The organism is Sphingomonas sp. P4_G3 (genome assembly GCF_056401105.1).
Map to the genome: position 1 here is coordinate 132,849 of NZ_JBFUJZ010000004.1, position 24,408 is coordinate 157,256.

Consider the following 24,408-nt stretch of genomic DNA (forward strand, 5'->3'; position numbering starts at 1 on the left):
TCGGATTAACGAAGATGGTTACCTGTAAATTTACCCGACATCGCTGGCGCTAAATCTCGGTCAGCGCGGCGATCAGCCGGTCGACTTCCTCGGCGGTGTTGTAATGGCATAGACCGACGCGGAGGAGCCCGCCTTTGTCGGCAAGGCCGAGTCGGGCGGCGACTTCGACCGCATAGAAATGCCCCGCCCAGGCGAAGATGCCGCGTTTCGCCAGATGCTGCGCGATCGCCGGCGCGGCATGGCCGGAAAGCGTGAAGGAGAAGGTCGGGACGCGGGCCTCCATCGTCGGCGGGCCCCAGAGCTTGAGGCCGGGGATCGCCGCGAACCCGGCGAGCAGGCGGTCGCCGAGGTCGACCTCATAGGCGGTGGCGGCGGTCATCGCCGCGACCAGCCGCGAGCGCCGGCTGTTCGCGCTGGGATCGGCGAGTTCGCCCAGCCATTCGAGATAGGAGATCGTGCCGAGCACGCCGGCCTGGCCCTCGAACGACGGCGTCCCCGTCTCGAAGCGATGCGCGCCGTCATTCCCGGCGGGTCGAACCTTATAGGCACGGACGCGATCGTCGAGGCGCGGGTTCATCCACAGCACGCCCTGGTGCGGGCCGAAGAATTTGTACGGCGAACAGGCGACGAAATCGGCGCCGATCGCGGCCACGTCAGTAACCAAATGAGGAACCGATTGCACTGCGTCGACATAGACGAAGGCGTCGCTCCGCCCACGAACCAGCTTCACCGCCTCGGCGATAGGATTGACCGTGCCGAGCGCGTTGCTCGCGACGCCGAGCGCCACCAATCGCGTCTTCGGTCCCAGCAACCCCGCAAAATCCTCGAGCGTCCAGCGGCCGGTCGCCGGATCGAAATCGAGCCAGCGCACCGTCATCCCGCGATCTTCAGCGACCTGCAGCCATGGCGCGACATTGGCGTCGTGGTCGAGGCGCGTGACGACAAGTTCGTCGCCTTCGCGCCAATCGCGGGCGAGCGCGCGCGAGACGGCGAAGGTGAGGGTCGTCATGTTCGGCCCGAATGCGATCTCTTCGGGCTGGGCACCAAGCAGGTCGGCGATTGCCGCATGCGCATCGTCAGACAAACGGTCGGTCTCGAGCGACGTTGCGAACGGACCGCCGGCATTGGCGGTGCCCTCGCGTAGATGCGTGGTCATTGCAGCGATCGCCGCGTCACATGCCTGGGTGCCGCCGGGGGCGTCGAAATAGGCTGCGGGCTGACCCTCGACGTCGCGCGACAGAGCGGGAAAGCGTGAGCGGATACGGTCGATCGGGAAATTCTGCATCAAGCTGACCTTGGCTGGGTATCAAGAAATTGCGCGCTTCCATTCTCTCGGCTGGGGCCTAAAGAGCAAGCGCCGCCCGATATGGCGGGCATGAAAATGGGATCGATGTGATGGGTTACCGTGTGGTCGTCGCCGGCGCGACCGGCAATGTCGGGCGCGAGATGCTGAATATCCTGGCCGAACGCGAGTTTCCGGCCGACGAGATCGCGGTCGTCGCCTCGGCGCGCTCGACCGGCAACCAGGTCGAATATGGCGACACCGGCCGTATGCTGACCATTAAAAACATCGAACATTTCGACCCGACCGGCTGGGATATGGCGCTGTTCGCAATCGGCAGTGACGCGACCGCGATCCACGCGCCCCGGTTCGCCGCGGCGGGCTGCACAGTGATCGACAATTCGTCGCTCTATCGGATGGACCCGGACGTGCCGCTGATCGTGCCCGAGGTGAACCCGGACGCGATCAACGGCTATACCCGCAAGAACATCATCGCCAATCCGAATTGCTCGACCGCGCAGATGGTCGTTGCGCTGAAGCCGCTGCACGACGCCGCGACGATCAAGCGCGTCGTCGTCGCGACCTATCAATCGGTCTCGGGTGCCGGCAAGGCCGGGATGGACGAACTGTTCGAGCAGTCGCGCAACATCTTCGTCGGCGACCAGGCCGAGGCCAAGAAGTTCACCAAGCAGATCGCCTTCAACGTCATCCCGCATATCGACAAGTTCCTCGAGGACGGGTCGACCAAGGAAGAGTGGAAGATGGTGGTCGAGACCAAGAAGATCCTCGACCCCAAGATCAAGGTCACCGCGACCTGCGTCCGCGTGCCGGTGTTCGTCGGCCATTCGGAAGCGATCAATATCGAGTTCGAGCACGAAATCTCGGCGGCCAAGGCCAAGTCGATCCTGCGCGAGGCCCCTGGCATCATGCTGGTCGATAAGCATGAGGATGGCGGCTACGTCACCCCGGTCGAGTGCGTCGGCGAATATGCTACCTTCGTCAGCCGCGTCCGCGAGGATTCTACCGTCGATAACGGCCTGTCGCTGTGGTGCGTATCGGACAATCTCCGCAAAGGCGCGGCGTTGAACGCGGTACAGATAGCCGAACTGCTCGGGCGCAGGTACCTCAAGAAAGCGGCTTGAGTCTGCTGATAGCAGTGTGATATCATCGAGGCATGGGACAGGTTCTGATCCGCAGCCTCGATGACGAAGTGATCGCCGCCTATCGCGCGGCGGCCGTCGCTAACGATCGCTCGCTGGAAGCTGAATTGCGTGAGGCGCTGAAACGTGCCAAGCCGGTCGGCGCGGGCGACCGGCGCGCGTTGGCGATGCGGGTTCGCGACTTGCTCCCCGCCAATATGCCCGGCGAGGATGGTGCGGATATCATTCGTCGGTATCGCGATACGAACGGGGACCGCGAGCCCGATCGTTCCTGATGGCAGTGATCGTTGATGCCAGCGTCGCGTTCAAATGGTTCGTGCCGGAACCCGACAGCGATCGCGCACTGGCATTGTTCGAAACGCCCGAACCGCTGTACGCGCCGGATTTGGTGCTAACGGAAGTCTCGAACGCGATGTGGGCGCGGCTTCGTAAGCTTGACGGCGACCACGGGCCCGTGGTCAAGGCCGCCGCGAGCGCGCTCCCACGCATGCTGACCTTCCTGGTGCCGGTGGTTGAGCTGTTGCCTCGGGCCATCGAACTCGCGTTCGACCTTCAACACCCGATCTACGACTGCGTCTACCTCGCCCTCGCCGAGCGGGAGAAGGCGGCGCTGATAACAGCTGACCGGCGCCTGATCGCAACAGCGGGAAGCGGCGGGCATTCCGCATTGGTGAAGGCATTGGCGTGACTTTGCGCGCGGACCTCTATTTCTCCTTTCGCAGCCCCTATTCGTATCTCGCGCTACCGAAATGGCGCGCGATCGTCCGCGATTATGACCTCATGATCGACCTCAAGCCGGTCTATCCGCTCGCGATCCGCCAGCCTGATTTCTTCGAGCGCAGTCACCCCAATTGGCTGCGCTACACGATCCGCGACGTGATGCGGGTCGCGCAGCATGAGGGCATTCCGTTCGGGCCGCCCCGCCCAGACCCGATCGTCCAGAATATCGCCACGCGCGAGATCGCAGCCGAGCAGCCGCATATCCGTCGGCTCGTGCGAACTGGCCAGGTGGCCGCGCGACGGGGCAGGGGGTTCGCTTATGCCGATGAAGTGGCGCAACTTGTCTGGGGCGGTGCCGTCGACTGGCACCTGGGCGATCATCTTGCCGGTGCGGCAATGCGCGCCGGGCTCGACATGGCCGACCTCGATGCCGAAGCCGGACGCGACGCAGACGCACTCGACGCCGAAGTCGCCGCCAACCAGGAGGCGCTCGAAGCGGCGGGGCATTGGGGCGTGCCGACCCTGGTCTTCAACGACGAACCCTTTTTCGGACAGGATCGCATCGACCTCGCTATGTGGCGGATGAGGCAGGCCGGGCTGGAGAAACGCGGATGACATTCACCGGGGGCTGTCGCTGCGGCGCGGCGCGCTATGAGCTGGCGGTCGACGCCCTGACCGCGATCTATTGCTGCCACTGCACCGACTGCCAGCGTTGGTCGGGAAGCGCGTTCAGCGAGCAGGCGGTGGTGCCCGAAACCGCGATCAGCGCGACTGGCCCGATCGTCGAGTTCACCGTCACCAACGAGAGCGGCGCATTGTCCCACCAGCGCGCCTGCGGCGTGTGTCATAACCGGCTGTGGAACACGAACAGCTCGCGGCCCGGAATCGCGGTCGTCCGCGCGGGCACGCTTGACCACAACCGCGCGCTCGAGCCGCTTGTGCATATCTGGGTCAAAAGCAAGCAGCCCTGGGTGACGATCGCCGAGGACATTCCCTGTTTCGACGAAACCCCTCCGATCGCTAAATTCGCCGCTATCCTGTCGCGGTGAACCTTGCGCGCTATTCGGCGTGCACCACCTCGACCTTGCCCCTCGGCGTCTGTAGCAGCAGGACCAGCGGCAGCACCGCGATCGTGAGCCACGACATCAGGTAGAAATCGTCGATATAGGCGATCATCGCGGCTTGTTGCTTGACCATGTTGTCGACCATCCCGAACACTGCGTCGGACATCTCGCCGAGCTGAAATAGCTGGCCGATGTTGAAACCAGGAACGGCATGATCGGTAATGTGCTGGGCGAGATCGGCATGGCTGGTCTGGATGTTGCGCGCCAGGAACACCGTCACCATCGAAATGCCCGCCGATTGGCCGATCGACCGCATCAGGTTGAGCAGACTCGATCCATCGGTGCGGTAATTCTGCTCGAGCGTCGCAAAGGCCAGGCTGTTGAGCGGCATGAACACCAGGCCCATGCCTAGCCCCTGGATGAAGCCTGACGTAATGACCGGCCAGGAATCCATCTCGAGCGACCAGCTCGCCATCGAGTGTAGCGACCAGGCGAACAATACCAGCCCGATCGCGATGACGATCCGCGTATCGACCTTGCCGATCAAGCGGCCGGCCAGCCACATTGTGAACAACACGCCGACGCCGCGCGGCGCCATCATCATGCCGGTCTGGACCACCGAATAGCCGAACAATTGCTGCAGCATCGGTGGTAGCAATGCCATCGGCGCCATGGTCGAGATCCCGATGATGATCATGAAGAACATCGCCGTCACGAGATTGCGGTTCTTGAACAGATGCCGGTCGAACAGCGGCTTGGCAGCGGTGGCGAGATGGATCAGCGCGATCCACGCCGCGGCGATCGCGATCAGCCCTTCGGTGATGATTTCCCAGCTCGAGAACCAATCCTGGTTCTGACCGCGATCGAGCATCAGCTGGAAGCTCGCCACCGCCAGGCCGACGAACGCGAAACCGGTGAAATCGAACGAGCGCGTCGCCTTCGGCCGCGACGGCAGCAGGAACCACAGGATGGCGAAGGTCAAGGCGCCGACCGGCACGTTGACGTAGAACACCCAGCGCCAGTTGAAATTGTCGGTCAGATAGCCGCCGAGCACCGGCCCCAGAATCGGCCCGACCATCACGCCCATGCCCCAGACAGACATGGCTTGGGCCTGGCGTTCCTTGGGATTGATGTCGATCATCGCGGTTTGCGACAATGGGTTGATGAAGGCGGCAAAAATGCCCTGAAAGGCACGAAAGACGACCATCTCACTCAGATTGACTGCGGTCCCGCACAACGCCGAGGCGAGGACGAAGCCAGCGACCGAGATCAGGAACAGATTGCGGCTGCCCAGCCGATCGCTCAGCCAGCCGGTCGCGGGCAGGGCGATCGCGGTCGCGACGATATAGCTGGTCAGCACCCAGGTTATGGTGTCGGTGGTAGCGCCGAGCGCTGCGGTCATGTGCGGCAGCGCGACGTTGGCGATCGTCGTATCGAGGATCTGCATCACCATCGCGCCCATGACGCCGACGGTCAGGAGCGGGCGGTTCGAGGTCGCCAGCAGCGGCGGGCTGAGCGCGGGCTGGGCCGTGCGGGCCGCACTTGGGCCGGCGGGGATCGCCGCACTAGCCATTGGGTTTGGTATCGACCGAGACGTCGGTCGACAGTCCGGTGATCAACGGGCGGTCGGCTTTACAGGCGATCGTGATGCGCACCGGTACGCGCTGCGTTACCTTGACCCAGTTGCCGTTGGCATTCTGCGCTGGGAGGATCGACGCGGACGAGCCGGTACCGGCGCCGATGCTCTGGACCTTGCCGCACAATTTCATGCCCGGATAGGCATCGAACTTCAGCTCGACCGGCTGGCCGACACGCATGTTGGCGAGCTGCGTCTCCTTGAAGTTCGCCGTGACCCAGGGCGACGTCACGACGAGGCTGAGCGCGGGCACGCCCGAAGGGGTGATGTTGCCCACCTGCAACCGGCTGGTCTGCGTGATGATGCCGTCATGCGGCGCGCGCACCACGGTGCGGGTGAGGTTCATCTGGGCCTTGTCGCGATCGGCCATCGCGGCCTGGACCGCGGCGGGAACGCCCGATCCCGCGACGCCGCTGCCAAGCTGGACTTGCGCCTTCTGCGCCGCGGCACGGGCCGTTGCGAGGCGCGCTTTGGCGGCAAGGACCTCGTGCTGCGCGGCGTCGAGCGACGCCTTGGTCGTGAACCCCTTCTTCCACAGGGCATCCTGGCGCTGCCATGTCGCCTGGGCGAGCGCGATGTCGGCATCGGCGCTCTCGATATCGGCGGCGGCGCTTCCGGTGTCGGTTGCCTTGGTCGAGACGTCGACCTTCGCGCTGGCGATCGCGGCATTCGCCTGTTCGAGCGCGATGCGGTACGGCTCGGGGTCGATCACGAACAGGACATCGCCGGCCTTTACGCGCTGGTTCTCCTTTACGCGCACGTCGACGATGCGACCCGACACGTCGGGACTGATCGATACCGTATCCTGCTCGACATAGGCGTTATCGGTGGTCTGATATCGCCCGCCAGTGAGGTAGAAATACCCCGCGACCGCCGCGATCAATAACGGGACGCTGACCATCAGCGCGATCCGCACCCAGCTGCGCTTCTTGGCGACTGGCTGCGGCGCCTCGACCGTTTCGATGACGTTGGCGGCGGCGATCTTTTCGCCCTTCGTTTCTATTTTCGGATCGGCATCAGCCATGGGCGGTCTCGGTCGTACGGGGGGAAGGAAGGATGAGGAGGTTGGCGCGCATGCGCTGAAGCGTCTTGCCGAGCGCCGCTCGATCGGGTTCGTCGATGCCCTGCAGAACCTGATCGAACAGGTCTTCGGCCATGGAACGCAGATCGTCGAGGATCGGTTTCGACTTGTCGGTCAGGAACAATTGCCAGGCGCGGCGATCGGACGGATCGCGACGACGCTCGACCAGTCCCGATTCCTCGAGCCGGTCGATCATCCGGCACAAGGTAATCGGCTCGACTTCGAGCAGATCGGCCAGCGCGCCCTGGTTGAGACCTTCGTGGCGGCTGAGCGTCGTCAGCGTGCGCCATTGCGCGCGCGTTGCGCCGACCTCGCGCGCGCGTTCGTCGAAACGACGGCGCATCAGGCGCGAGACATCGCTAATCAGGAAACCGAGTGAGTCGCTCATAGCGACACATATAATGAGTATGCTTATATAAAATAGTAGCTGACGCAAAATTTTTTTGCGCAGTGCAGCATAGGAGGGATCGGTGGCGAACAGGATGACCGGCGGGTGCCAGTGCGGTCGCATACGCTATGTGGCTGAGATCGATGGCGATGATGCCTATTTGTGCCATTGCCGGATGTGCCAGCGCGCGACTGGCGGGGTATCGATCGCGTTCCGCAACGTGCCCAAGGCCGCGGTGGCCTGGGAGCACGAACCCGACCGCTATCGCTCGTCGCCCTTCGCGCAACGCGGTTTCTGTTCGAACTGCGGGACGCCGCTCACGTTCGAATTCGACGATGGCAACAATCTCGATCTGACCGTCGGCAGTTTCGACGATCCCGGTCGGTTCAAACCGACCAGCCATTTCGGCAAGGAGAGCTGGCATGAGGCATGGCTTGACACCAGCACGCTTCCCGCCAAGCGGAGCGACGAGCATCAGGCTTTGGTCGACAAATGGATGAACAGCGTTGGCAAACTCCCCGATTGAGCCGCAATATTTCGACAGTTTCGACGGCCAGCGCATGGCCTGGCGAGAGGTTGGAGATGGGCGGCCGGTCGTCCTGATCCACGGCTTCTTCTCCGATGCCGAGACCAACTGGATCCGCTACGGCCACGCCGCCGCCATCGCCGCCAAGGGGTTCCGGGTGATCATGCCCGATCTGCGGGGCCATGGATCGAGCGCGCGGCCGCACGATCCCGCCGCCTATCCGCCCGATGCCTTGGCGCGGGATGGGCACGCACTGATCGCGCACCTCGGACTCACCGATTACGATCTCGGCGGTTATTCGCTCGGTGCGCGGACCACCAGCCGGATGTTGGCGACGGGTGCCAATCCGCGCCGCGTGATCTTTTCGGGAATGGGGCTGGACGGTCTGACTTCGGCCGACCGGCGCGGCGGACATTTCCGCAATATCCTGACCAACCTGGGCAAGCACGAGCGCAACAGCCCCGAATGGTTTGCCGAGGCGTTCCTCAAGACAACCGGCGGCGATCCGCAAGCGCTGCTGGGGGTGATCGATACGTTCGTCAGCACGCCGATCCAGCAGATCGAGCATTTCGACTGGCCCACGCTCTGCGTGAACGGCGCCGATGACGACGACAATGGCAGTGCCGCAGCGCTCGCCGACGCCTTGCCTCACGCCCGCTATGTCGAAGTGCCGGGCAATCATATGAGCGCGGTGGTCAAACCCGAGCTCGGTCAGGCGATCGCCGATTTTCTCGCCGCTTGACCGCGGGCTTCCGGCGGGATCAGTGTCGCTCCCATAAGTTCAGGGAGTCGTTGAACATGATCCGTACCGCGATGGCGTCGGGCCTTGCGCTCGCGCTGGTTCTTTCTGGGGCCGTGGTTCTCGCCACCGCGCCCGACAAGAATGCTCCGGCGACCGCGGCGGATGCGGATACTTTCGTCGCCCGGGCCGAAAAGGATCTCGCCGACATTTCGGTCGATACCAACCGCGCCGGCTGGATCAACGCGACCTATATCACCGATGATACCGATGCGATGGCGGCAGAAGTCAGCGCCCGCCAAACCGAGCTCGCGGTCAAATATGCCGGCGAGGCGGCCAAATATCTCAACGTCCAGGGCCTGTCGCCGGACACGAAACGCAAGCTCGACCTGATCCGCAACGGCATCACCTTGCCCGCGCCGTCGCGGCCCGGTGCTGCCGATGAGCTGTCGACGATCGCGACGAAGCTCCAGTCCGAATATGGCAAGGGCAAAGGCACGCTCGACGGCAAACCGATCAACGGATCGGATATCGAGGCAGCGATGGGCACGACCCGCGACCCGGTCAAGCTCAAGGAGATGTGGGTCAGCTGGAACGACAATGTCGGCGTGCCGATGAAGGCCGATTACGCGCACATGGTCGACATCTCGAACCAGGGCGCCAAGGAACTCGGCTATGCCGATGTCGGCGCGATGTGGCGGTCGGGCTACGACATGCCGCCCGACGATTTCGCCAAGATGACCGACCACTTGTGGAAGCAGGTCGAGCCGCTCTACCTCTCGCTCCACACCTATGTCCGCTGGAAGCTCAACGAGAAATATGGCGATGCGGTCCAGCCCAGGACGGGTCCGATCCGCGCCGACCTGCTCGGCAATATGTGGGCGCAGGAATGGGGCAATATCTACGACGTCGTCGCGCCCAAGGGATCGGGCGATATCGGCTACGATACCGAGGCGTTGCTCAAGGCCAAGGGATACGACCCGATCAAGATGGTGAAGACGGGGGAGGGCTTCTATTCCTCGCTCGGCTTCGCGCCGTTGCCCGACACGTTCTGGGCACGCTCGATGATCGTCAAGCCGGCCGATCGCGAGGTCGTCTGCCATGCCTCGGCCTGGGACATCGACAACAAGCAGGACGTGCGCATCAAGATGTGCACCAAGGTCAATGCCGACGACTTCGTCACGGTCCATCACGAGCTTGGGCATAATTATTATCAGCGCGCGTATATGAACCAGCCGTTCCTGTACGAAAATGGCGCCAATGACGGCTTCCACGAAGCAATCGGCGATTTCGTCGCCTTGTCGATCACCCCGAACTACCTCGTCCAGATCGGCCTGCTCGACAAATCGCGCGTGCCCAGCGCGGACAAGGACACCGGCTTGCTGCTGCGCCAGGCGATGGACAAGGTCGCATTCCTGCCGTTCGGGCTGCTGGTCGACAAATGGCGCTGGGGCGTGTTCAACGGCTCGATCAAGCCGGATCAGTATCAGTCGGCCTGGGACGCGCTGCGGCTGCAATATCAGGGCATCAAGCCGCCCGTCGCGCGCGATGCATCGCGGTTCGATGCGGGCGCCAAATACCATATTCCCGCCAACACGCCGTATATGCGTTATTTCCTGGCGCGGCTGCTCCAGTTCCAATTCTACCAGGCGGCGTGCAAGCAGGCTGGCTGGACCGGGCCGCTTCATCGTTGCTCGTTCTACGGCAATAAGGAGGTCGGGGCGAAGCTGCAGAAGATGCTCGAAATGGGGCAATCCAAGCCCTGGCCCGACGCGCTGCAGGCATTCACCGGCAGTCGCGAGATTTCAGGCCAGGCGCTGGTCGACTATTTCGCGCCGTTGAAGAAGTGGCTCGATGAGCAGAACAAGGGCAAGCCTAGCGGATGGTGATCTCGCCCAGCCCGCTATGATCGTCATGCCGGGCTCGTCCCGGCATCCACCGTGCCACCACACCTCATCTCGGTTGTGGCGGAGTGGACCCCGGCACAAGGCCGGGGTGACGATTGGAATTTAGGCTAAGTTCCCCGACCAGCCATTGGCGTGATCAGGAATCCGAATCCTTCGGTTCGCCCTGCCGGCTGCTGCCACGCAAGGTGAACAGCGCCGCCACGGCACCGATCGCGCCGGCAATGCCGGCAGCGATTCCGCTGCGCTTGGCGATCGTCGCGGCGCGGCTGGGGGTCGATGGCGCCGGAGCGGCCGGCGTCGGAGCGGGTTTTGCGGCAGCCGGCTTCGGGGCCGGTTGCGGCGCTGCCGCCTTGGGTGCCGCTGCGGCCTTGGGCTTAGCAGCAGCCTTCGGTTTGGCTGCCTTCGGCGCAGCCGCCTTGGTTGCCGCTTTGGGTGTCGTTGCCGCTGCCGTGCCAGCCGCCTTGGCTACCGGCTTTGCCGCGGCTTTGGGCTTCGCAGCGGCCTTGGCCGGAGCCTTCGACGCGGCCACGGGCTTGGTTTCCGCTTCAGCCGCGGACGCGGCCGTCTTGGGCTTGGCCGCGGTCTTCGGCTTCGCGGGCGCCTTCGGTTTGGCGGTCGCCTTTGCAGCGGCGGGCTTGGCAGGCGTCTTTTTCGGCGTCGTGGCCATGAGAGATAATCCCCTGTTCTCTTTGGTCGCTAACGTCCGCGCATACCAGATTGTTTCAGGGTCGTGATAGCCCCGTGACAGATCAGCGGAATGGCGGCTCGTTGAAGGCGCGCAATTTGCGGCTGTGGAGCTTGGCGCCTTCCTGGCGGAGCTCCTCGCAGGTCTGGATGCCGATCCGCATATGCTCGTTGATCGCGCGTTCGTAGAAGCGGTTGGCCTGGCCGGGCAGCTTGAGCTCGCCATGGAGCGGCTTGTCCGAGACGCAGAGCAAGGTGCCGTAGGGGACGCGGAAACGATACCCCTGCGCCGCGATCGTCGCCGATTCCATATCGATCCCGACCGCGCGGCTGAGCGAGAAGCGCAGCGCCGATTTGGTGTAGCTCAATTCCCAATTGCGATCGTCGGTGGTGACGATCGTGCCGGTACGCAACCGGCGCTTGAGCTCTTCGCCCGACTGGCCGCTGATCTTCTCCGCGGCGCGCGCCATCGCGACTTGCACTTCGGCGATCGCCGGGACCGGGATTTCGGGCGGCAGCACGTCGTCGAGGACATGGTCGTCGCGCAGATAAGCGTGCGCGAGGACATAATCGCCGATCCGCTGGCTGGGCCGGAGCCCACCGCAATGCCCGATCATCAGCCATGCTTCGGGGCGGAGCACCGCAAGGTGATCACAGATCGTCTTGGCGTTGGACGGTCCGACGCCGATATTGACCAGCGTGATTCCCGTGCGATCGTCGGCCATCAGATGGTAAGCGGGCATCTGGTGCCGCCGCCATGCGCTGGTATCGGCCAGCACCGCTTCGATATCGTCGCCCGCGCGCAACAGCACGCTGCCCGCGCCTGAAACTCCGGTGAAGCGGCTGCCCTCGCCGAGCTGGTCGAATGCCCAGCGGACGAATTCGTCGACATAGCGGTGGTAATTGGTGAACAGCACGTAGCGCTGGACATGCTCGGGCGGGGTCCCAGTATAATGCCGCAGCCGCGCGAGACTGAAATCGGTACGCAGCCCGTCGAACAAGGCCAGCGGCCGCGCTTCGCCCGGCGTCGGCAGTCCGTCGGCGATCTCGTCACCGATATGCGCCAACTCGGTCGCCGGGAACCAGCGCGCGAGTTCTACCGCCGATACCTCTTCGAGGTTAAGTGCGTGACTCGGGTCGAGCACGTAAGGGAAGGGGATTTCCTGCCGCCCGGGGACCGCGGAGACCTCGACATCGTAATCCTCGATCAGCAGCGTGAGCTGTTCGGTCAGATAATCGGCATAGATGCGCGGCTTGGTGACGCTGATGCGATAGTCGCCTGCTTCCGACAGCCGGCCGAACGAGCGCAACGGGGTCGGGCGATCATGCTCGCCGCGATAAATCAGGCGGATTTCGGGATAGGCGAACGACCCGTCAGTGCGTGACTTGGGGTCGGGCGTCTTGCCGGTGGTGAGATAGGCGGTCAGCGCGTCCTGGAGGCGTTCGACCGAGGCGGAATAGAGCCGATCAAGTTCGGCGACGATATCGGAAGCCTGCGTCATCCGCTGCAGCTAAAGTACAGGGATGACGCTGGCAAGTCGTGGTCGTTACGCGGGCGCGTCAGTTCTTCTTCGTGGCGCCCTTGGATCCCGTCGTCGCCGTGTCGTCGTCCGACAGGAGTTTCGACGCGCCATAAGCCGCGCCGGCTACTGCCGCGGCAGCACCGGCAGCGATCCCGGCAGCCGCGATCGGATGCTCCTTGGCCGCCGCGACCGCGCTTTCAGCGGCATTGGTCAGCGTCTCCTGCGCCTTGGACAGGAATGATTTGGATTCGGTGAGGGCGGTGTCGAGTGCGCTTTTGGCGGTCTCGATCGCGCCGTCGACAAGCGACGAGTCGGCGGCTGCCGCCTTGGTGTCGGCTGCGGTGATGGTATCGTCGGCCATGGGGATCTCCACAAAAACAGAAAAACAGAACGCCGCGAGAACGCAGGGCGATCCCCTAGCGTTCCCGCGGCCGTGTTCATTTGTTTCGGTTACGCGACGATCCGAGTTGATCAGAGCTGTTCGAGCAAATGCTCCGCCGAGCTGACCTTGAACTCGCCCGGCGCTTCGACGTTGAGCTCTTCGACGACGCCATCGTTGACGATCATCGAATAACGCTGGCTGCGCTCGCCCATGCCGAATTTGGAACCATCGAACGTGAGGCCGACCGACTTGGCGAAATCGGCATTGCCGTCGGCCAGCATGGTGACCTTGCCGGCGGCGTCATTGGCTTTGCCCCAGGCGCCCATCACGAACGCGTCGTTGACCGAGGTGAAGGCGATTTCGTCCACGCCCTTGGCCTTGATGTCCTCGGCCTTGTCGAGAAAACCGGGCAGGTGGCGCGCCGAGCAGGTCGGGGTGAAAGCACCCGGGACAGCGACAAGAGCGACCTTGCGGCCGGCGAAGAAATCGTCCGAGCTGACCTGCTCGGGACCATTCTCGGTCGCCTTGACGATGGTGGTGGAAGGAAGCTTGTCGCCAACGGCAATGGTCATGTCGTTCTCTCCTCATAGGCGCGTCAACGCGCCGCGCGCCCGGCACTTGGCATCGCTGCCAGGAAATTCAAGCCGTGACGGCGGCGGTCCAACCGGCTTAGAGTGTCGACGATGGAATCGGCAGCCCCTTTTCTGACCGGACAGTTTCTTCTCGCATTGCCAGGCATCGGCGATCCGCGTTTCGAGCACGCGGTAATCGCGATGTGCGGGCACGATACGGAAGGCGCGATCGGCATCGGCATCGGCGCGACGATCAATGGGCTCGGGCTGCACGACGTGCTCGACCAGTTCGATATCGAGCCCGGCGAGGCGCCGGACGCGCCGGTTCATTTCGGCGGACCGGTCGAACCGCGCCGCGGGTTCGTGCTTCACTCGACCGACTGGTCCGGGCAGGACACGATCGACGTTGCCGGGCGCTGGGCATTGTCGGGCACGATCGACATATTGAAAGCGATCGCCGATGGGCAGGGCCCTAGCCGCTGGCTGGTGGCGCTCGGCTATGCCGGCTGGGGCGCCGGGCAGCTCGATGGCGAGATGCTGCGCCATGGCTGGTTCAATATCGCCGGCGACGAGCGGTTGCTGTTCGACACCGAAGCGGACGACCGCTGGACGGAAGGATTCGAGCGCGCCGGGATCGACCCGCGCCTGCTCGCGAGCCAGACGGGCACGGCCTGACGTTCGTTCGCTCTTGGCGGCCGCCGGAACAATGATTAGCGCCGATCATATGGGGTATGAGCAACTCGCCCGACCGGTTTGGAACGCATTGACGACGCGCTGGGCAGCGATCGCGGAAGGGGATGCGCGCGCCTGGCGGATCGACCGCGACTATGGGGTATTCGGTGCGGCTGCCGACCGCTCGCCGGAAAGCCTCGCCGCGCTGGCCGCCCTGGTGCCCGAACAAGGCGAATTGTGGATGGTCGAGCGCGAGGACTGGCCCGCGCCGCCCGGCACGCGCTTCGTGCGGCAAGCCGAATGCGTGCAAATGGTCTGCGAGAGACTGGCAGCGAGAAAGCCGCCGGCGTTCGAGATCGTCGACCTCAAGGAGGACGATGCGTCTGCCATGTATGATCTCGCGATGCTGACCCGACCGGGTCCCTATGCCGCGCATACCAATCGGCTCGGCGACTTCATCGGCGTGAAGCAGCATGGCGCGCTGATCGCAATGGCGGGCGAGCGGATGAAGATGCCCGGCCTCAGCGAGGTGAGCGGCGTGTGCACGCATCCCGACCGTCGCGGCCGCGGTTATGCCGGGGCGTTGATGCGCGTCGTGGCGGAGCGCATGCTGGCGAAGGGCGAGACGCCCTGGCTGCACGCCTATGCCAGTAATGCGGGCGCAATCGCGCTCTACGAGACCCTGGGCTTCCGCCTTCACGGCACGGTGACCGCGAGCACGCTTGTCCTCGCTTAGGGTCGCGGGTGCGCCGCGCTAGCAAATGGTGCTGCGGAAGAACCTGACCTCGCTGATGTCGCGATTGACGAATGCGTGGGGCACCGCGCTGTCGAACAGATGGCTGCCGGGTTCGATCCGTTTCGCCTCGCCTGCATATTCCAGGGTCAAGCATCCCGAAACCACCACCAGCAGGACGTGCCAGCCCGGGGGGTCGGCGCCCGCATCGTAGCGATCGCCGGGAGCCAGCCGCCATTCCCAGGTCTCGACCTCCCGCCGGGCCTCGACGCTGGACAACAGGATACCCTGGCCGCCGTGCCGTCCGGCCCAGCCCGGTTTGTTGAGGATCTGCGAGCGGGGCAAAGCGGGATCGCTGACGAGTTCCGCCAGCGTGACGTTCAACGCGGCGCCGATTCGGTCGAGCGTCGCCGTGCTGACGCTGGTCGAGCCGCTTTCAACGCCGCCGATCATCCGTGGGCTGACTCCGGACGCCCGCGCCAGCGCCAATTGACTCATGCCCGCCGCGACACGCCGCGCGCGCACATTCTCGGCGACGTGCTGAAGGAATGAAGGGAGCGGTTGACTCGGCAATATTTTGCTGACCTATATGGCAATATATTGCCGATTATCAGGAAATCACGATCCATGCGAGCCTTTGCCCGCCGCGCCGCACGCGGCCTCGCGTTATGGAGTGCGATAGCCTTATGCGTGTCGGCGCTTCCGGCCGGTGGGCAAGCGCAACCGGGCGGCGAGTCATCGGGCCAATTGACGCCGGCGCAGGCGCGCGAGGATTTCGATCTGGTGATCGCAGCAGTCGAAGCCGGGCTGCCGAACATCTATTGGCATCAATCGGCCGAGCATTGGCGTACGGCGAAGGCGCGGGCGAGCGCGGCGCTGGCCCAGGTTCGCGACGATTGGAGCCTCTACCGCCTTCTCATTCCCCTGATGAGCGGGATCGGCGAAGGGCATCTGAGTTTCCAGCCTAGCGAGGCAATGCTTCTTGCCCGCAGGAATTCGCGTCGCTTTCCGCTCGATCTGCACTGGAATACCGAGGGCGTGTTCGTCGTCGCAGGCCATGGCGATGCCGCCGATATCGCCCGTGGTACGCGGCTGCTGTCGATCGATGGCGAAGGGTTCGATGCGCTCGTGCGCGAGATCATGATCGCCTACGGTACCGACGGCTCGATCCCGACCCAGGCGATGCGCGCTGCCGGGGGTGCCGGCTATGCGAGTTTTCGGTACCGGCTGCGCGGTGAAGAACCGGTCTTTCACCTGCGCCTGCGGGTCGCCGATGGATCGACGGTCGAGCGCGACGTCCATCCGATCCCTTATAGCGGTTGCCCGGCTCTTCCCGAAACGACCACGTCGACCCTAGCGACGCTCGAATGGGTCAATCCCGTGACCGCCTATCTTTCGGTGCCGACCTTCAGCAACAAGAGATATCGCGCCGCGGGAGCGAAGTTTCCGGATACGATCAAGGCGCGGTTCACCGAAATCGCGCGCGGCGGGGCGAGGAACCTGATCCTCGATCTGCGCGAGAATGGCGGCGGATCGGAGCCGAATGAGAGTATACTCTTTTCCTATCTGACGTCACGGCTGCTGCACAAATATGCTGCGGTGGAAGCGCGCGGTAGCGCGGTGTCGATCACGAGCAATTCCGGGAAGCACTTCGAGACGACGGTGTTCGACGACGAGGAATTGCGTGGACAGCGCAGGATCAACGGCGGTCGGTTGTTGCGGCTGAACAAGGCACCGGAGGGCCTGATGTCGCGCTGGGCCGTGTTCGCACCGGTCTTTCACGGTCGATTGGTGGTCCTGGCCGGTGGCAGGACCTTCTCGGGCGGCGCCGAGCTCGCGTCGATGCTCTGGCACACCCATCGCGGCGTTTTCGTCGGCGAGGAAGTGGGTGGCAGCGATCAGGGCAATACCAGCGGCTATAGCTGGAACGTCGTGCTGCCCAATTCGGGGTTGCGCTTGTCGGTTCCGCTCCTGCAATTTCGGCTCAACTGGCGTCCGATGCAGGCCGATCGCGGGGTGTTTCCCCAATGCGATGTGCCGCCGGAGGTGATGGAGATCGGCAACCGCAAGGACAAGGCATGGCGCGTCGCGCTGACCCTGCTCGACCAGAATTGGGTGAAGCCAGCAAACGCGGTTTGCCCCCGATAGCGGCAGTCATGCCGGCAGGGTCGGGCAGGCGCGGCGTGCTCAGTGCAACGCGCCCTCCAGGTGCCGCAGCTTGTCCGGATTGCGCATCACGTAGATCGCCTTGATGCGGCCGTTCCCGATCAGTAGCGCGGTGGTCTGGAGTACGCCATCGGCCTCGCGGGTGACGAAGCCAGGCAGGCCGTTGATCCAGGCGAAGCGGATCAGCTCGCCGAAACGGCCCTGGAGCAGGCGCTGGATCGCTGCATAGGTGCGTGTGACCTCTCCCGAGCCGAGCATGATGCGCGCCGCGGCGGGCCGCTTGCCGCCGCCATCCGAATAAAGGCTCACATCATCCGCCAGCATAGCGCCCAGGACGCCGACCTCGCCGCGCGTCGCCGCGAAGAACGCCTGTGCGATCTCCAGGCCATGTTCGCGCTCGACCGGGAAGCGGGGCTTTTCCGCCCGGACATGCTCGCGGGCCCTGCTGGCGAGCTGACGGCAGGCCGCTGCGTCGCGGCCGAGGCTTTCAGCGACGTCGTCGAAGCTTTCACCAAATACATCGTGGAGCAGGAAGGCCGCGCGTTCGAGCGGTGACAGCCGCTCGAGCGCGAGCATGAGGGGGAGAGTGACATCCTCCACTTCCTCGGCCTCGACCACCGGTTCGGGCAGCCATGGGCCGATATATTCCTCGCGCCGCACCCGCGCCGACTTGAGCTGGTCCAAGCATAGGCGCGTGACCACGCGGCGCAGGAACGCCTCGGGCACGCGGACCGCGTCACGGTCGGTGTCGGCCCAGCGCAGCCAAGCATCCTGCACCACATCCTCGGCATCGGCGACCGAGCCGAGCATGCGGTAGGCGACGCGCATCAGCCGAGGCCGAAGCGCGTCGAATTGGGCAGCGGCGTCGCTCACGCCTTCCATCCGAGGCTCGGCTCGAACAGGTGGAAAGCGACCGCCAGGCGGTTCCAGCCATTGATCACGTTGATCATCATCGTGAGCTTGATCTGCTCCTCCTTGCTGAACTGCGCATCGAGCGCGGCATAAACATCGTCCGGGGCGCCCTTGTCCGCGATCAGCGTCAGCGCCTCGGTCCAACCCAGCGCCGCGCGCTCGCGGTCGGTATAGCACGGCGCATCGCGCCATGCCGAGGTCAGATAGATGCGCTGTTCGGTCTCGCCGGCCTGGCGCGCCTCGAACGTGTGCATGTTGATGCAATTGGCACAGCCGTTGATCTGCGACGAGCGGATCTTGACCAGTTCGAGCAGCGGCTTTTCGAGGCCGCTTTCAGCGACGGCGTTCGAGTAAGCGAGGAACGCTTGCGTGATCTCGGGGGCGGCGGTCCAGGCATTGAGGCGGGGAGTCTTCATGATTGGGTCCTTTTCATCAGGGTTGCGCAGACCTGACGAGACAGCGTGGGCCGATGTGACATGGGCCGAAGATTTTTTCCGGCTCACTGATTTTTCGACCGCCATTTAACCACTTGGGAGTGATCCGCGTGGCAAGCATCGTCCCATGCGCTTCGCCGAACTCCTGTTCACATATTTACCGGCCGCGACGCCCTGGCTTTTCTCCTTCGCGTTGATGACCGCGCTTGAATTGCTGTTGCCACGCGACCGCCATTCGCTGCGCGGCCGTCTGCCGGGGATTCTGTTCTGGGCGATCTGGCTGCCGGTGATGGCGGCAACCTATACGGCGTTCCGCGCGATATGGCATTGGCTGGGGTTGGAGCCGATCCTGATCCTGCCGCTCGAATTCCGCTGGGCCGGACCGTTCGCCATGATCCTGGCACCGGTCGCCGGCGCGGCGGTCTATGACTTCTTCTTCTACTGGTGCCATCGCGCCCAGCATCGATGGTTCTGGCGCTATCACGCAGTCCATCATTCGATGCGCGAGATGAACGCGGTCAACGCCTATCACCATATTACCGAGCCGTTCTTCCAGGCCGTGCTCCTGCTGTTGCCGGCCAGCTTGTTCGGCAGCGACACGGGGTATCTGGCGCCGGCGATGGCGGTGCTACTACACCTCCATTCCTCGTTCATCCACTCGCCGACCAGCGTCCATCTCGGGCCGCTCCGGGTGTTTTTCTGCGACAACCGCTTCCATCGCATCCACCATTCGCTCGAGGAGCGTCATTTTGATCGCAACTTCGGGGCATTCACTACCCTATGGGATCGCCTGTTCGGCACCGCGCATTTTCCCGCGGCGGACGAATGGCCCGATGTCGGACTTGCCGAGATCGACCAGCCACGCGACGTGATCGCCTGGGCGACCTTGCCCTATCGCCTTGGCCGGCAGGACGATCCGGCGCGCGCAACGACCGCTCCGGCGAACATATAAAGAAATCTTTATATCGAGATTGCAATCGGGCCGCCGGTTAGGTAGGGGAGCGCGCATCAACCGACTTTTCCGGAGATTTTTGACGTGGCCACCGTGCTCGACCGTACGACCGATTATGTCGTCAAGGACCTTTCCCTCGCCGATTTCGGCCGTGCGGAGATCAACATCGCCGAGACCGAGATGCCGGGCCTGATGGCGCTGCGTCAGGAGTTCGGCGCGTCGCAGCCCCTCAAGGGTGCGCGCATCACCGGCTCGCTGCACATGACGATTCAGACCGCGGTGCTGATCGAGACGCTCACAGCGCTGGGCGCGAAGGTGCGCTGGGCGACCTGCAACATCTATTCGACCCAGGACCATGCCGCCGCCGCGATCGCCGCGTCGGGCGTGCCGGTGTTCGCGATCAAGGGCGAGACCCTCGCCGAATATTGGGACTATGTCGGCTCGATCTTCGATTGGGGCGACGAGACCTGCAACATGATCCTCGATGACGGCGGCGACGCGACGATGTTCGCTTTGTGGGGCGCCAAGCTCGAGGCTGGTGAAACCTTTGCCGAGCCCGAGAATGAGGAAGAGATCGAGATGCAGCGCGCGGTGAAGGAATTCATCAAGCGCAAGCCCGGCTACCTCACCGAGACGGTCAGGAACATCAAGGGCGTGTCGGAAGAGACCACCACCGGCGTCCACCGCCTCTATGCGATCGCCAAGAAGGGCGAGCTGCCGTTCCCGGCGATCAACGTCAACGACAGCGTGACCAAGTCGAAGTTCGACAACCTTTACGGCTGCAAGGAATCGCTCGTCGACGCGATCCGTCGCGGCACCGACGTAATGCTCGCCGGCAAGGTCGCCTGCGTCGCCGGCTTCGGTGACGTCGGCAAGGGTTCGGCGGCGTCGCTGCGCAATGGCGGCGCCCGCGTGCTGGTGACCGAGGTCGATCCGATCTGCGCGCTGCAGGCGGCGATGGAAGGCTATGAAGTGGTGACGATGGAGGAAGCGGTGACCCGCGCCGACATCTTCTGCACCGCGACCGGCAATGCCGATGTGATCACTGCCGATCACATGAAGGGCATGAAGAACATGGCGATCGTCTGCAACATCGGCCATTTCGACAGCGAGATTCAGATTTCGGCGCTGTCCAACTACAAGTGGACCGAAGTGAAGCCGCAGGTCGACCTGGTCGAGTTCCCCGACGGCAAGCAGATCATCATCCTGTCGAAGGGCCGCCTGGTCAACCTCGGCAATGCGACTGGCCACCCGTCGTTCGTGATGTCGTCGTCGTTCACCAACCAGACGCTGGCGCAGATCGAACTGTTCACCAAGGCCGGCGAATATAAGAACGACGTCTTCGTCCTGCCGAAGCATCTCGACGAGAAGGTCGCTGAACTGCACCTCGAAAAGCTCGGGGTGAAGCTGACCAAGCTCACCCAGAAGCAGGCCGACTATATCGGCGTGCCGGTCGAGGGGCCGTTCAAGCCGGATCATTATCGGTACTGAGTGGCCAACGCCGATTAGGTAAAGGAGAGGGCGGTCCTGCGGGGTCGCCCTTTTCGGTTCAGGCAATGTCGTCAGCGTCAAGACCTCGCTGACCATTCGTACGTCGAAGAACCAGCCGGGCTCCCGGTCGGCGAGGAAGCTGCGCCAACCGGATTTGGGGGGGATGCAAGTGGGTAGCCCCGAACCTCTGGGCTATTTAGGGATTGTTACACGTGGCACCGGAATTCCATAATCCCATCGACAGTGCCTCCTTGGCCCTGCCATTGAATCAATCAATTGCGTCTCGTACAAGCAATTGATAGGTCCTGCGCCTAGGTACTCCTTCCAAAAATTAGTAGGAACGCCCCAAAAACAAAAAAAATAACGAAAGCAATGCCAAAGCGGCGGTAGTATTTTAATGCCACCCCGCCTGGGTAGTGCTCCTTGTATTTCGCCATTACATAGAAACCGCTGAAAGGCGGCACGATTTTTCCGAGGATACTGATCTTCTGCAGGGCCTTTACCATAGAATAGAAATGATAGTTCGCCGCAATCATGCAACCTGCGGCGACGGCGAGGAGGACACCGGTGGCGGAAAGCTGCAGAGTTAGCGGCATGGCGCCCTCAGGCTCATCATCACATCGTCCATAGCCGAGGCCGCGGGCGCCCTACCTAATTGGAGTGGTTGCGAATAATAGGTCGTGTTGACGTTGCCCGTCACCGCTCCAATTCCGACCAACTGGCCAATGTTGGCACCTAGTGTCACGTTCGCAACAGTAACGCCGTTGCGGTCGGGCACAAGTCCGCTAAGTTCGCGACCGCCGCCCGTGCCACTATTGCCTGACGCGATCGAGCCACCGATCAGTGGGCCGGACAGCGCGGCGCCTGTAAATCCTTTCGAATAATTGGAATTGTCCGCATTGAGGTTCCATGCCATCCCGGCATAGACATTGCCGGACAAACCGGCGTTCCAACCCGCATGGACGCCGCCATAGGCGGCGGCCCTTTTCGTATCAAGCGGCGAGGTCGCCCAGCGTATCGCGCAGTGGGCCGAGCCATTCGGCATAAGGCTCCCACACACCCAGACCGTCGCGGTTGAGCGGGCGACGGACCTGCTCGCTCGATGGCGTGCGTACGACTCGTTCGTTCCTGTGAAAGTCGTGAATCGCCGGGTCCCAAGGCAGGCCGAGAGAGTCGAGTGCCGCGCGCAATTCGGGCTCGGGATCGGCGATCAGCCGCTCGTAATCGACGTGGTGCACTAAGTCCGGCGCCACCGCGTCGAGGTGCCGCATCATCCGGATATAGTCGATATAGCAGCGCCCGATATCGGTGAGCGCGAACGACGAGGCGTGCGCGTTCGAGAAGGATTGGGTGAAGTTGGAAAAGCAACAATCCATGGCGGACCGTCGGATATCGAGAAAGCGCGCCTGAGGAAGAATTCGCTTCACGAACAGGATGTTGCTCCAATTGTGCGGCAGTTTGTCGAGGAAGAATCGCGTGCCTGCGCGCCGGTGCAGCGCCGCGCGCGCGAGATAGTCTCGGCCCATTGCCGCCGCTGTCGCGCCATCGAGTTGCGCGATGAGTTGCGGTACGGTGACGCGCCCACGTCGCGTCGCCAGCTCCATCGCAGTCCGCAGCAGGGCAGGGACATAGGGCAGCTCTCCGACCGGCTCGATCTCCGCGTGGCTGCCCAGCATCTGTTCGAGCAGGGTCGAACCCGACCGCGGCAGGCTGACGATGAATACCGGCACGATATCGGCATCGGGTGCCTCACCGAGTTTTGCGACGAAGTGCGTATCGACCAGTTGGGCGATTTCGTCGATTTCGGCGGTCAGTTCGCTGGCGTCATAGCCGATCCATTCGGCGCGTTCGGCGTTGCCCTGCGCATAATGGCGGAACGCCTCGGCGTAGAGGCCCCGATCATGAAGCGCGCGGCCGAGTGCGAAATGCAGCGGAGCGCTGTTCCGAACATCGACCGCGTCCGCGGCGCCACGCTGCATCGTCGCGACGTCGTCGTCGGTAAGCACTCGGCTCTTGATGCTGGCCAGCGCCCACCAGGCTTCACCGCACTCATAGTCGTCGGCCAGCGGCGTTCGATAAGCCGTGATCGCTTCGGGAACGCGGCCGGCGGCGCGTAGCGCGTGGCCATACTGGATCCAGAAACGAGTCTTGTCGGGATAGTCGCGCGTCAGCTGCTCGTAGATCGTGATCGATTCGGTGTTACGGCCGAGCTTGTCGAGTACCGCCGCTCGCAGCGCGCGGATTTCGGGATCGGTCGTTTCGCGCTCGAGCTGGGCGAACATCGCATCGGATTCGGCGATGCGCTCCTGCTGATTGACGACCAACGCGAGGAGGCGACGCGTGTCGAAATCGTCGCCGCCGCGCGCGATTGCCTGGCGCAGGAAGTGCTCGGCCTGACCGAGCGCGCCCAGCGCGTTGGCGATCTCGCCCAGCATCGTCAGACCGCGCGGTTCGCCCGGATGCTGCCGCAGATGCGTCATCACGCATTCCGCGGCCTGGTCGAACCGAGCACCGCTCATCAGCCTGCGGGCCTGCGCCAGCTGCGGGAAACCGGAAATCGTGGAGCGAAGCCCGGTCATGTCACGCATAGCCCAGCAGCGCACGCAGACCGGGCGCGTGATAATCGACCAGCGCGCGATGGCGCGGTCCAAGCGTGTCAGGCAGTTCGCGCGCAATGCCTGTCAGGTTCTCGCGCGCGGTTCCGCTCTGGCGGCGGTCGGCACCAACCCGTACGCGCTCGCGCCAGTCGTCTGGCCGGTCGATCGCGCAAGCAGCGAGCAGATCGGCGAAGAACGTCTCCGATGCCGCTGAATCGAGGTCGGTGAGGGCCGCAGACAAATCCTCCAGCCTGACCGGCCAGACGCGCGCGCCGAGCCAAGCAGCGGCATTGAGCTCGTAGGTATCGTTGAGCGAGGGCTCGCGGCCCGGCAGGCCGAAGATCATCATCGTCAGCAGCTCGTCGAGGCTGAGTGACTCCGACTTCAAATGGTCGACATTGCCGACGAATTGCTCGGACAAGAAGAATCGCGCCCGGGCGATCACCCAGTCATAGGGATCGCGGTAGAGCAGGATGCGGCGTGCTGCCGCGGTTTCTATCAGCGAGGCGTCGGCGAGGAACAGATGTCCCCAGCTCAGCATCGGCTTGGCGGGGTCGAAAGCGGCCCGATGCTGCTGCAGGGTCGGCCATTGGACGAAGTCGCGATTCCATTGCTGGTCGACAGGGACGAACATGCGCAAGATATTGCGCAGCAGGTGACTGCCGCTCTTGGGTATGCTGTTGAGGAATACCGGACTGCGCAAGCGAGCCTGCGCGAAACGGCCATTCTCAGCGTCGAGCGTGTCAGCCAGGACGAACACATTGGGCATCACGCTATCCTAGAAGCG

General features: G+C 63.6%; 28 protein-coding genes. 13 read left to right on the plus strand and 15 right to left on the minus strand.

What is annotated here, in order from left to right:
* Positions 1-49 precede the first annotated feature (49 nt).
* On the minus strand, positions 50-1,285 hold the full coding sequence (locus AC1DQQ_RS12440) for a cysteine desulfurase-like protein (protein ID WP_478045369.1): 1,236 nt from the start codon (positions 1,283-1,285) through the stop codon (positions 50-52).
* A gap of 110 nt (positions 1,286-1,395) precedes the next feature.
* Here AC1DQQ_RS12440 and AC1DQQ_RS12445 point away from each other — a divergent pair, with 110 nt between their 5' ends.
* The 5 genes from AC1DQQ_RS12445 to AC1DQQ_RS12465 are packed head-to-tail and all read left to right on the plus strand — an operon-like array spanning position 1,396 to position 4,211.
* The gene (locus tag AC1DQQ_RS12445) at positions 1,396-2,424 is read left to right on the plus strand and encodes an aspartate-semialdehyde dehydrogenase (protein WP_478040828.1); all 1,029 of its coding nucleotides are present in this window, start codon (positions 1,396-1,398) and stop codon (positions 2,422-2,424) included.
* A 32-nt stretch (positions 2,425-2,456) separates the two neighbouring features.
* The gene (locus AC1DQQ_RS12450) at positions 2,457-2,717 is read left to right on the plus strand and encodes a FitA-like ribbon-helix-helix domain-containing protein (RefSeq protein ID WP_478030012.1); all 261 of its coding nucleotides are present in this window, start codon (positions 2,457-2,459) and stop codon (positions 2,715-2,717) included.
* Entirely contained in the window at positions 2,717-3,130 is a 414-nt protein-coding gene (locus AC1DQQ_RS12455; protein ID WP_478045370.1) for a type II toxin-antitoxin system VapC family toxin, read from the plus strand. Before AC1DQQ_RS12450 ends, AC1DQQ_RS12455 begins: the two co-directional genes overlap by 1 nt.
* A complete protein-coding gene (locus tag AC1DQQ_RS12460) occupies positions 3,127-3,777 on the plus strand; it encodes a DsbA family protein (RefSeq protein WP_478045371.1) in 651 nt (216 codons plus the stop codon). The genes AC1DQQ_RS12455 and AC1DQQ_RS12460 overlap by 4 nt, the downstream gene beginning before the upstream one ends.
* On the plus strand, positions 3,774-4,211 hold the full coding sequence (locus AC1DQQ_RS12465) for a GFA family protein (RefSeq protein ID WP_478045372.1): 438 nt from the start codon (positions 3,774-3,776) through the stop codon (positions 4,209-4,211). Before AC1DQQ_RS12460 ends, AC1DQQ_RS12465 begins: the two co-directional genes overlap by 4 nt.
* Positions 4,212-4,221: 10 nt before the next feature.
* Here AC1DQQ_RS12465 and AC1DQQ_RS12470 read toward each other — a convergent pair whose 3' ends face one another.
* The 3 genes from AC1DQQ_RS12470 to AC1DQQ_RS12480 are packed head-to-tail and all read right to left on the minus strand — an operon-like array spanning position 4,222 to position 7,331.
* Positions 4,222-5,799 (minus strand): DHA2 family efflux MFS transporter permease subunit, encoded by a 1,578-nt coding sequence (locus tag AC1DQQ_RS12470; protein WP_478040832.1) that lies wholly within the window; start codon positions 5,797-5,799, stop codon positions 4,222-4,224.
* Positions 5,792-6,886, minus strand: coding sequence for an HlyD family secretion protein (locus AC1DQQ_RS12475; RefSeq protein ID WP_478030017.1), 1,095 nt, complete (start codon positions 6,884-6,886; stop codon positions 5,792-5,794). Before AC1DQQ_RS12475 ends, AC1DQQ_RS12470 begins: the two co-directional genes overlap by 8 nt.
* Positions 6,879-7,331 (minus strand): MarR family winged helix-turn-helix transcriptional regulator, encoded by a 453-nt coding sequence (locus tag AC1DQQ_RS12480; protein ID WP_478030018.1) that lies wholly within the window; start codon positions 7,329-7,331, stop codon positions 6,879-6,881. Before AC1DQQ_RS12480 ends, AC1DQQ_RS12475 begins: the two co-directional genes overlap by 8 nt.
* 82 nt (positions 7,332-7,413) lie before the next feature.
* Between AC1DQQ_RS12480 and AC1DQQ_RS12485 the strand changes: the two genes are divergently transcribed.
* The 3 genes from AC1DQQ_RS12485 to AC1DQQ_RS12495 are packed head-to-tail and all read left to right on the plus strand — an operon-like array spanning position 7,414 to position 10,485.
* Positions 7,414-7,857 carry a GFA family protein gene (locus tag AC1DQQ_RS12485; RefSeq protein ID WP_478030019.1) on the plus strand — a complete coding sequence of 148 codons (444 nt, stop codon included), beginning with the start codon at positions 7,414-7,416 and terminating at the stop codon, positions 7,855-7,857.
* Positions 7,838-8,599 carry an alpha/beta fold hydrolase gene (locus AC1DQQ_RS12490; protein ID WP_478045373.1) on the plus strand — a complete coding sequence of 254 codons (762 nt, stop codon included), beginning with the start codon at positions 7,838-7,840 and terminating at the stop codon, positions 8,597-8,599. The genes AC1DQQ_RS12485 and AC1DQQ_RS12490 overlap by 20 nt, the downstream gene beginning before the upstream one ends.
* Positions 8,600-8,655: 56 nt before the next feature.
* On the plus strand, positions 8,656-10,485 hold the full coding sequence (locus tag AC1DQQ_RS12495; protein ID WP_478045374.1) for a M2 family metallopeptidase: 1,830 nt from the start codon (positions 8,656-8,658) through the stop codon (positions 10,483-10,485).
* Between the two features lie 154 nt (positions 10,486-10,639).
* Here the strand turns inward: AC1DQQ_RS12495 and AC1DQQ_RS12500 are convergent, their stop codons facing one another.
* The 4 genes from AC1DQQ_RS12500 to AC1DQQ_RS12515 all read right to left on the minus strand — a co-directional run bounded on the left by AC1DQQ_RS12500 (position 10,640) and on the right by AC1DQQ_RS12515 (position 13,664).
* On the minus strand, positions 10,640-11,170 hold the full coding sequence (locus AC1DQQ_RS12500; protein ID WP_478045375.1) for a hypothetical protein: 531 nt from the start codon (positions 11,168-11,170) through the stop codon (positions 10,640-10,642).
* 82 nt (positions 11,171-11,252) lie between these two features.
* On the minus strand, positions 11,253-12,689 hold the full coding sequence (locus AC1DQQ_RS12505; protein WP_478040839.1) for an AMP nucleosidase: 1,437 nt from the start codon (positions 12,687-12,689) through the stop codon (positions 11,253-11,255).
* Between the two features lie 58 nt (positions 12,690-12,747).
* Positions 12,748-13,071: a hypothetical protein gene (locus AC1DQQ_RS12510; RefSeq protein ID WP_478030024.1), complete on the minus strand. Its 324-nt coding sequence runs from the start codon at positions 13,069-13,071 to the stop codon at positions 12,748-12,750.
* A gap of 110 nt (positions 13,072-13,181) precedes the next feature.
* On the minus strand, positions 13,182-13,664 hold the full coding sequence (locus AC1DQQ_RS12515) for a redoxin family protein (RefSeq protein WP_478030025.1): 483 nt from the start codon (positions 13,662-13,664) through the stop codon (positions 13,182-13,184).
* Between the two features lie 111 nt (positions 13,665-13,775).
* On the opposite strand from AC1DQQ_RS12515, the gene AC1DQQ_RS12520 reads away from it, so the two are divergent.
* Together AC1DQQ_RS12520 and AC1DQQ_RS12525 are read left to right on the plus strand one after the other, a co-directional pair.
* Positions 13,776-14,339, plus strand: coding sequence for a YqgE/AlgH family protein (locus tag AC1DQQ_RS12520; protein WP_478030026.1), 564 nt, complete (start codon positions 13,776-13,778; stop codon positions 14,337-14,339).
* A 31-nt stretch (positions 14,340-14,370) separates the two neighbouring features.
* Positions 14,371-15,072 carry a GNAT family N-acetyltransferase gene (locus AC1DQQ_RS12525; RefSeq protein WP_478045376.1) on the plus strand — a complete coding sequence of 234 codons (702 nt, stop codon included), beginning with the start codon at positions 14,371-14,373 and terminating at the stop codon, positions 15,070-15,072.
* An 18-nt stretch (positions 15,073-15,090) separates the two neighbouring features.
* On the opposite strand, the gene AC1DQQ_RS12530 is transcribed toward AC1DQQ_RS12525, so the two are convergent.
* Positions 15,091-15,594, minus strand: a complete 504-nt coding sequence (locus AC1DQQ_RS12530; RefSeq protein WP_478030028.1) for a helix-turn-helix domain-containing protein — start codon at positions 15,592-15,594, stop codon at positions 15,091-15,093.
* A gap of 165 nt (positions 15,595-15,759) precedes the next feature.
* Between AC1DQQ_RS12530 and AC1DQQ_RS12535 the strand changes: the two genes are divergently transcribed.
* A complete protein-coding gene (locus AC1DQQ_RS12535; protein WP_478045377.1) occupies positions 15,760-17,217 on the plus strand; it encodes a S41 family peptidase in 1,458 nt (485 codons plus the stop codon).
* Between the two features lie 39 nt (positions 17,218-17,256).
* On the opposite strand, the gene AC1DQQ_RS12540 is transcribed toward AC1DQQ_RS12535, so the two are convergent.
* Positions 17,257-18,117 carry a sigma-70 family RNA polymerase sigma factor gene (locus tag AC1DQQ_RS12540; protein WP_478045378.1) on the minus strand — a complete coding sequence of 287 codons (861 nt, stop codon included), beginning with the start codon at positions 18,115-18,117 and terminating at the stop codon, positions 17,257-17,259.
* On the minus strand, positions 18,105-18,563 hold the full coding sequence (locus tag AC1DQQ_RS12545; protein WP_478045379.1) for a carboxymuconolactone decarboxylase family protein: 459 nt from the start codon (positions 18,561-18,563) through the stop codon (positions 18,105-18,107). The genes AC1DQQ_RS12540 and AC1DQQ_RS12545 overlap by 13 nt, the downstream gene beginning before the upstream one ends.
* Positions 18,564-18,708: 145 nt before the next feature.
* Between AC1DQQ_RS12545 and AC1DQQ_RS12550 the strand changes: the two genes are divergently transcribed.
* Together AC1DQQ_RS12550 and ahcY are read left to right on the plus strand one after the other, a co-directional pair.
* Positions 18,709-19,533, plus strand: a complete 825-nt coding sequence (locus AC1DQQ_RS12550) for a sterol desaturase family protein (RefSeq protein WP_478030031.1) — start codon at positions 18,709-18,711, stop codon at positions 19,531-19,533.
* 84 nt (positions 19,534-19,617) lie between these two features.
* Complete coding sequence (ahcY, locus tag AC1DQQ_RS12555; protein ID WP_478045380.1) at positions 19,618-21,024, plus strand: adenosylhomocysteinase; 1,407 nt, start codon at positions 19,618-19,620, stop codon at positions 21,022-21,024.
* A 311-nt stretch (positions 21,025-21,335) separates the two neighbouring features.
* Here the strand turns inward: ahcY and AC1DQQ_RS12560 are convergent, their stop codons facing one another.
* Genes AC1DQQ_RS12560 through AC1DQQ_RS12575 form a run of 4 tightly spaced genes read right to left on the minus strand, consistent with a single transcriptional unit; the run spans position 21,336 to position 24,390 of the window.
* Positions 21,336-21,620: a hypothetical protein gene (locus tag AC1DQQ_RS12560; protein ID WP_478045381.1), complete on the minus strand. Its 285-nt coding sequence runs from the start codon at positions 21,618-21,620 to the stop codon at positions 21,336-21,338.
* The gene (locus AC1DQQ_RS12565; protein WP_478045382.1) at positions 21,611-21,964 is read right to left on the minus strand and encodes a hypothetical protein; all 354 of its coding nucleotides are present in this window, start codon (positions 21,962-21,964) and stop codon (positions 21,611-21,613) included. The genes AC1DQQ_RS12560 and AC1DQQ_RS12565 overlap by 10 nt, the downstream gene beginning before the upstream one ends.
* A gap of 52 nt (positions 21,965-22,016) precedes the next feature.
* Positions 22,017-23,603, minus strand: a complete 1,587-nt coding sequence (locus tag AC1DQQ_RS12570) for a sulfotransferase family protein (protein WP_478045383.1) — start codon at positions 23,601-23,603, stop codon at positions 22,017-22,019.
* A 1-nt stretch (position 23,604) separates the two neighbouring features.
* Entirely contained in the window at positions 23,605-24,390 is a 786-nt protein-coding gene (locus AC1DQQ_RS12575; protein ID WP_478030035.1) for a hypothetical protein, read from the minus strand.
* Positions 24,391-24,408 lie beyond the last annotated feature (18 nt).

Excerpts from the sequence above, each read along its gene's own strand:
- AC1DQQ_RS12510 (WP_478030024.1), bottom strand. The coding sequence starts at position 13,071 with ATGGCCGACGATACCATCACCGCAGCCGACACCAAGGCGGCAGCCGCC.
- AC1DQQ_RS12475 (WP_478030017.1), bottom strand. The coding sequence starts at position 6,886 with ATGGCTGATGCCGATCCGAAAATAGAAACGAAGGGCGAAAAGATCGCC.
- AC1DQQ_RS12465 (WP_478045372.1), top strand. The coding sequence starts at position 3,774 with ATGACATTCACCGGGGGCTGTCGCTGCGGCGCGGCGCGCTATGAGCTG.
- AC1DQQ_RS12450 (WP_478030012.1), top strand. The coding sequence starts at position 2,457 with ATGGGACAGGTTCTGATCCGCAGCCTCGATGACGAAGTGATCGCCGCC.
- AC1DQQ_RS12515 (WP_478030025.1), bottom strand. The coding sequence starts at position 13,664 with ATGACCATTGCCGTTGGCGACAAGCTTCCTTCCACCACCATCGTCAAG.
- AC1DQQ_RS12570 (WP_478045383.1), bottom strand. The coding sequence starts at position 23,603 with ATGACCGGGCTTCGCTCCACGATTTCCGGTTTCCCGCAGCTGGCGCAG.
- AC1DQQ_RS12495 (WP_478045374.1), top strand. The coding sequence starts at position 8,656 with ATGATCCGTACCGCGATGGCGTCGGGCCTTGCGCTCGCGCTGGTTCTT.
- AC1DQQ_RS12440 (WP_478045369.1), bottom strand. The coding sequence starts at position 1,285 with ATGCAGAATTTCCCGATCGACCGTATCCGCTCACGCTTTCCCGCTCTG.
- AC1DQQ_RS12445 (WP_478040828.1), top strand. The coding sequence starts at position 1,396 with ATGGGTTACCGTGTGGTCGTCGCCGGCGCGACCGGCAATGTCGGGCGC.
- AC1DQQ_RS12505 (WP_478040839.1), bottom strand. The coding sequence starts at position 12,689 with ATGACGCAGGCTTCCGATATCGTCGCCGAACTTGATCGGCTCTATTCC.
- AC1DQQ_RS12480 (WP_478030018.1), bottom strand. The coding sequence starts at position 7,331 with ATGAGCGACTCACTCGGTTTCCTGATTAGCGATGTCTCGCGCCTGATG.
- AC1DQQ_RS12550 (WP_478030031.1), top strand. The coding sequence starts at position 18,709 with ATGCGCTTCGCCGAACTCCTGTTCACATATTTACCGGCCGCGACGCCC.
- AC1DQQ_RS12500 (WP_478045375.1), bottom strand. The coding sequence starts at position 11,170 with ATGGCCACGACGCCGAAAAAGACGCCTGCCAAGCCCGCCGCTGCAAAG.
- AC1DQQ_RS12525 (WP_478045376.1), top strand. The coding sequence starts at position 14,371 with ATGATTAGCGCCGATCATATGGGGTATGAGCAACTCGCCCGACCGGTT.
- AC1DQQ_RS12560 (WP_478045381.1), bottom strand. The coding sequence starts at position 21,620 with ATGCCGCTAACTCTGCAGCTTTCCGCCACCGGTGTCCTCCTCGCCGTC.
- AC1DQQ_RS12455 (WP_478045370.1), top strand. The coding sequence starts at position 2,717 with ATGGCAGTGATCGTTGATGCCAGCGTCGCGTTCAAATGGTTCGTGCCG.
- AC1DQQ_RS12575 (WP_478030035.1), bottom strand. The coding sequence starts at position 24,390 with ATGCCCAATGTGTTCGTCCTGGCTGACACGCTCGACGCTGAGAATGGC.
- AC1DQQ_RS12540 (WP_478045378.1), bottom strand. The coding sequence starts at position 18,117 with ATGGAAGGCGTGAGCGACGCCGCTGCCCAATTCGACGCGCTTCGGCCT.
- AC1DQQ_RS12470 (WP_478040832.1), bottom strand. The coding sequence starts at position 5,799 with ATGGCTAGTGCGGCGATCCCCGCCGGCCCAAGTGCGGCCCGCACGGCC.
- AC1DQQ_RS12520 (WP_478030026.1), top strand. The coding sequence starts at position 13,776 with ATGGAATCGGCAGCCCCTTTTCTGACCGGACAGTTTCTTCTCGCATTG.
- AC1DQQ_RS12545 (WP_478045379.1), bottom strand. The coding sequence starts at position 18,563 with ATGAAGACTCCCCGCCTCAATGCCTGGACCGCCGCCCCCGAGATCACG.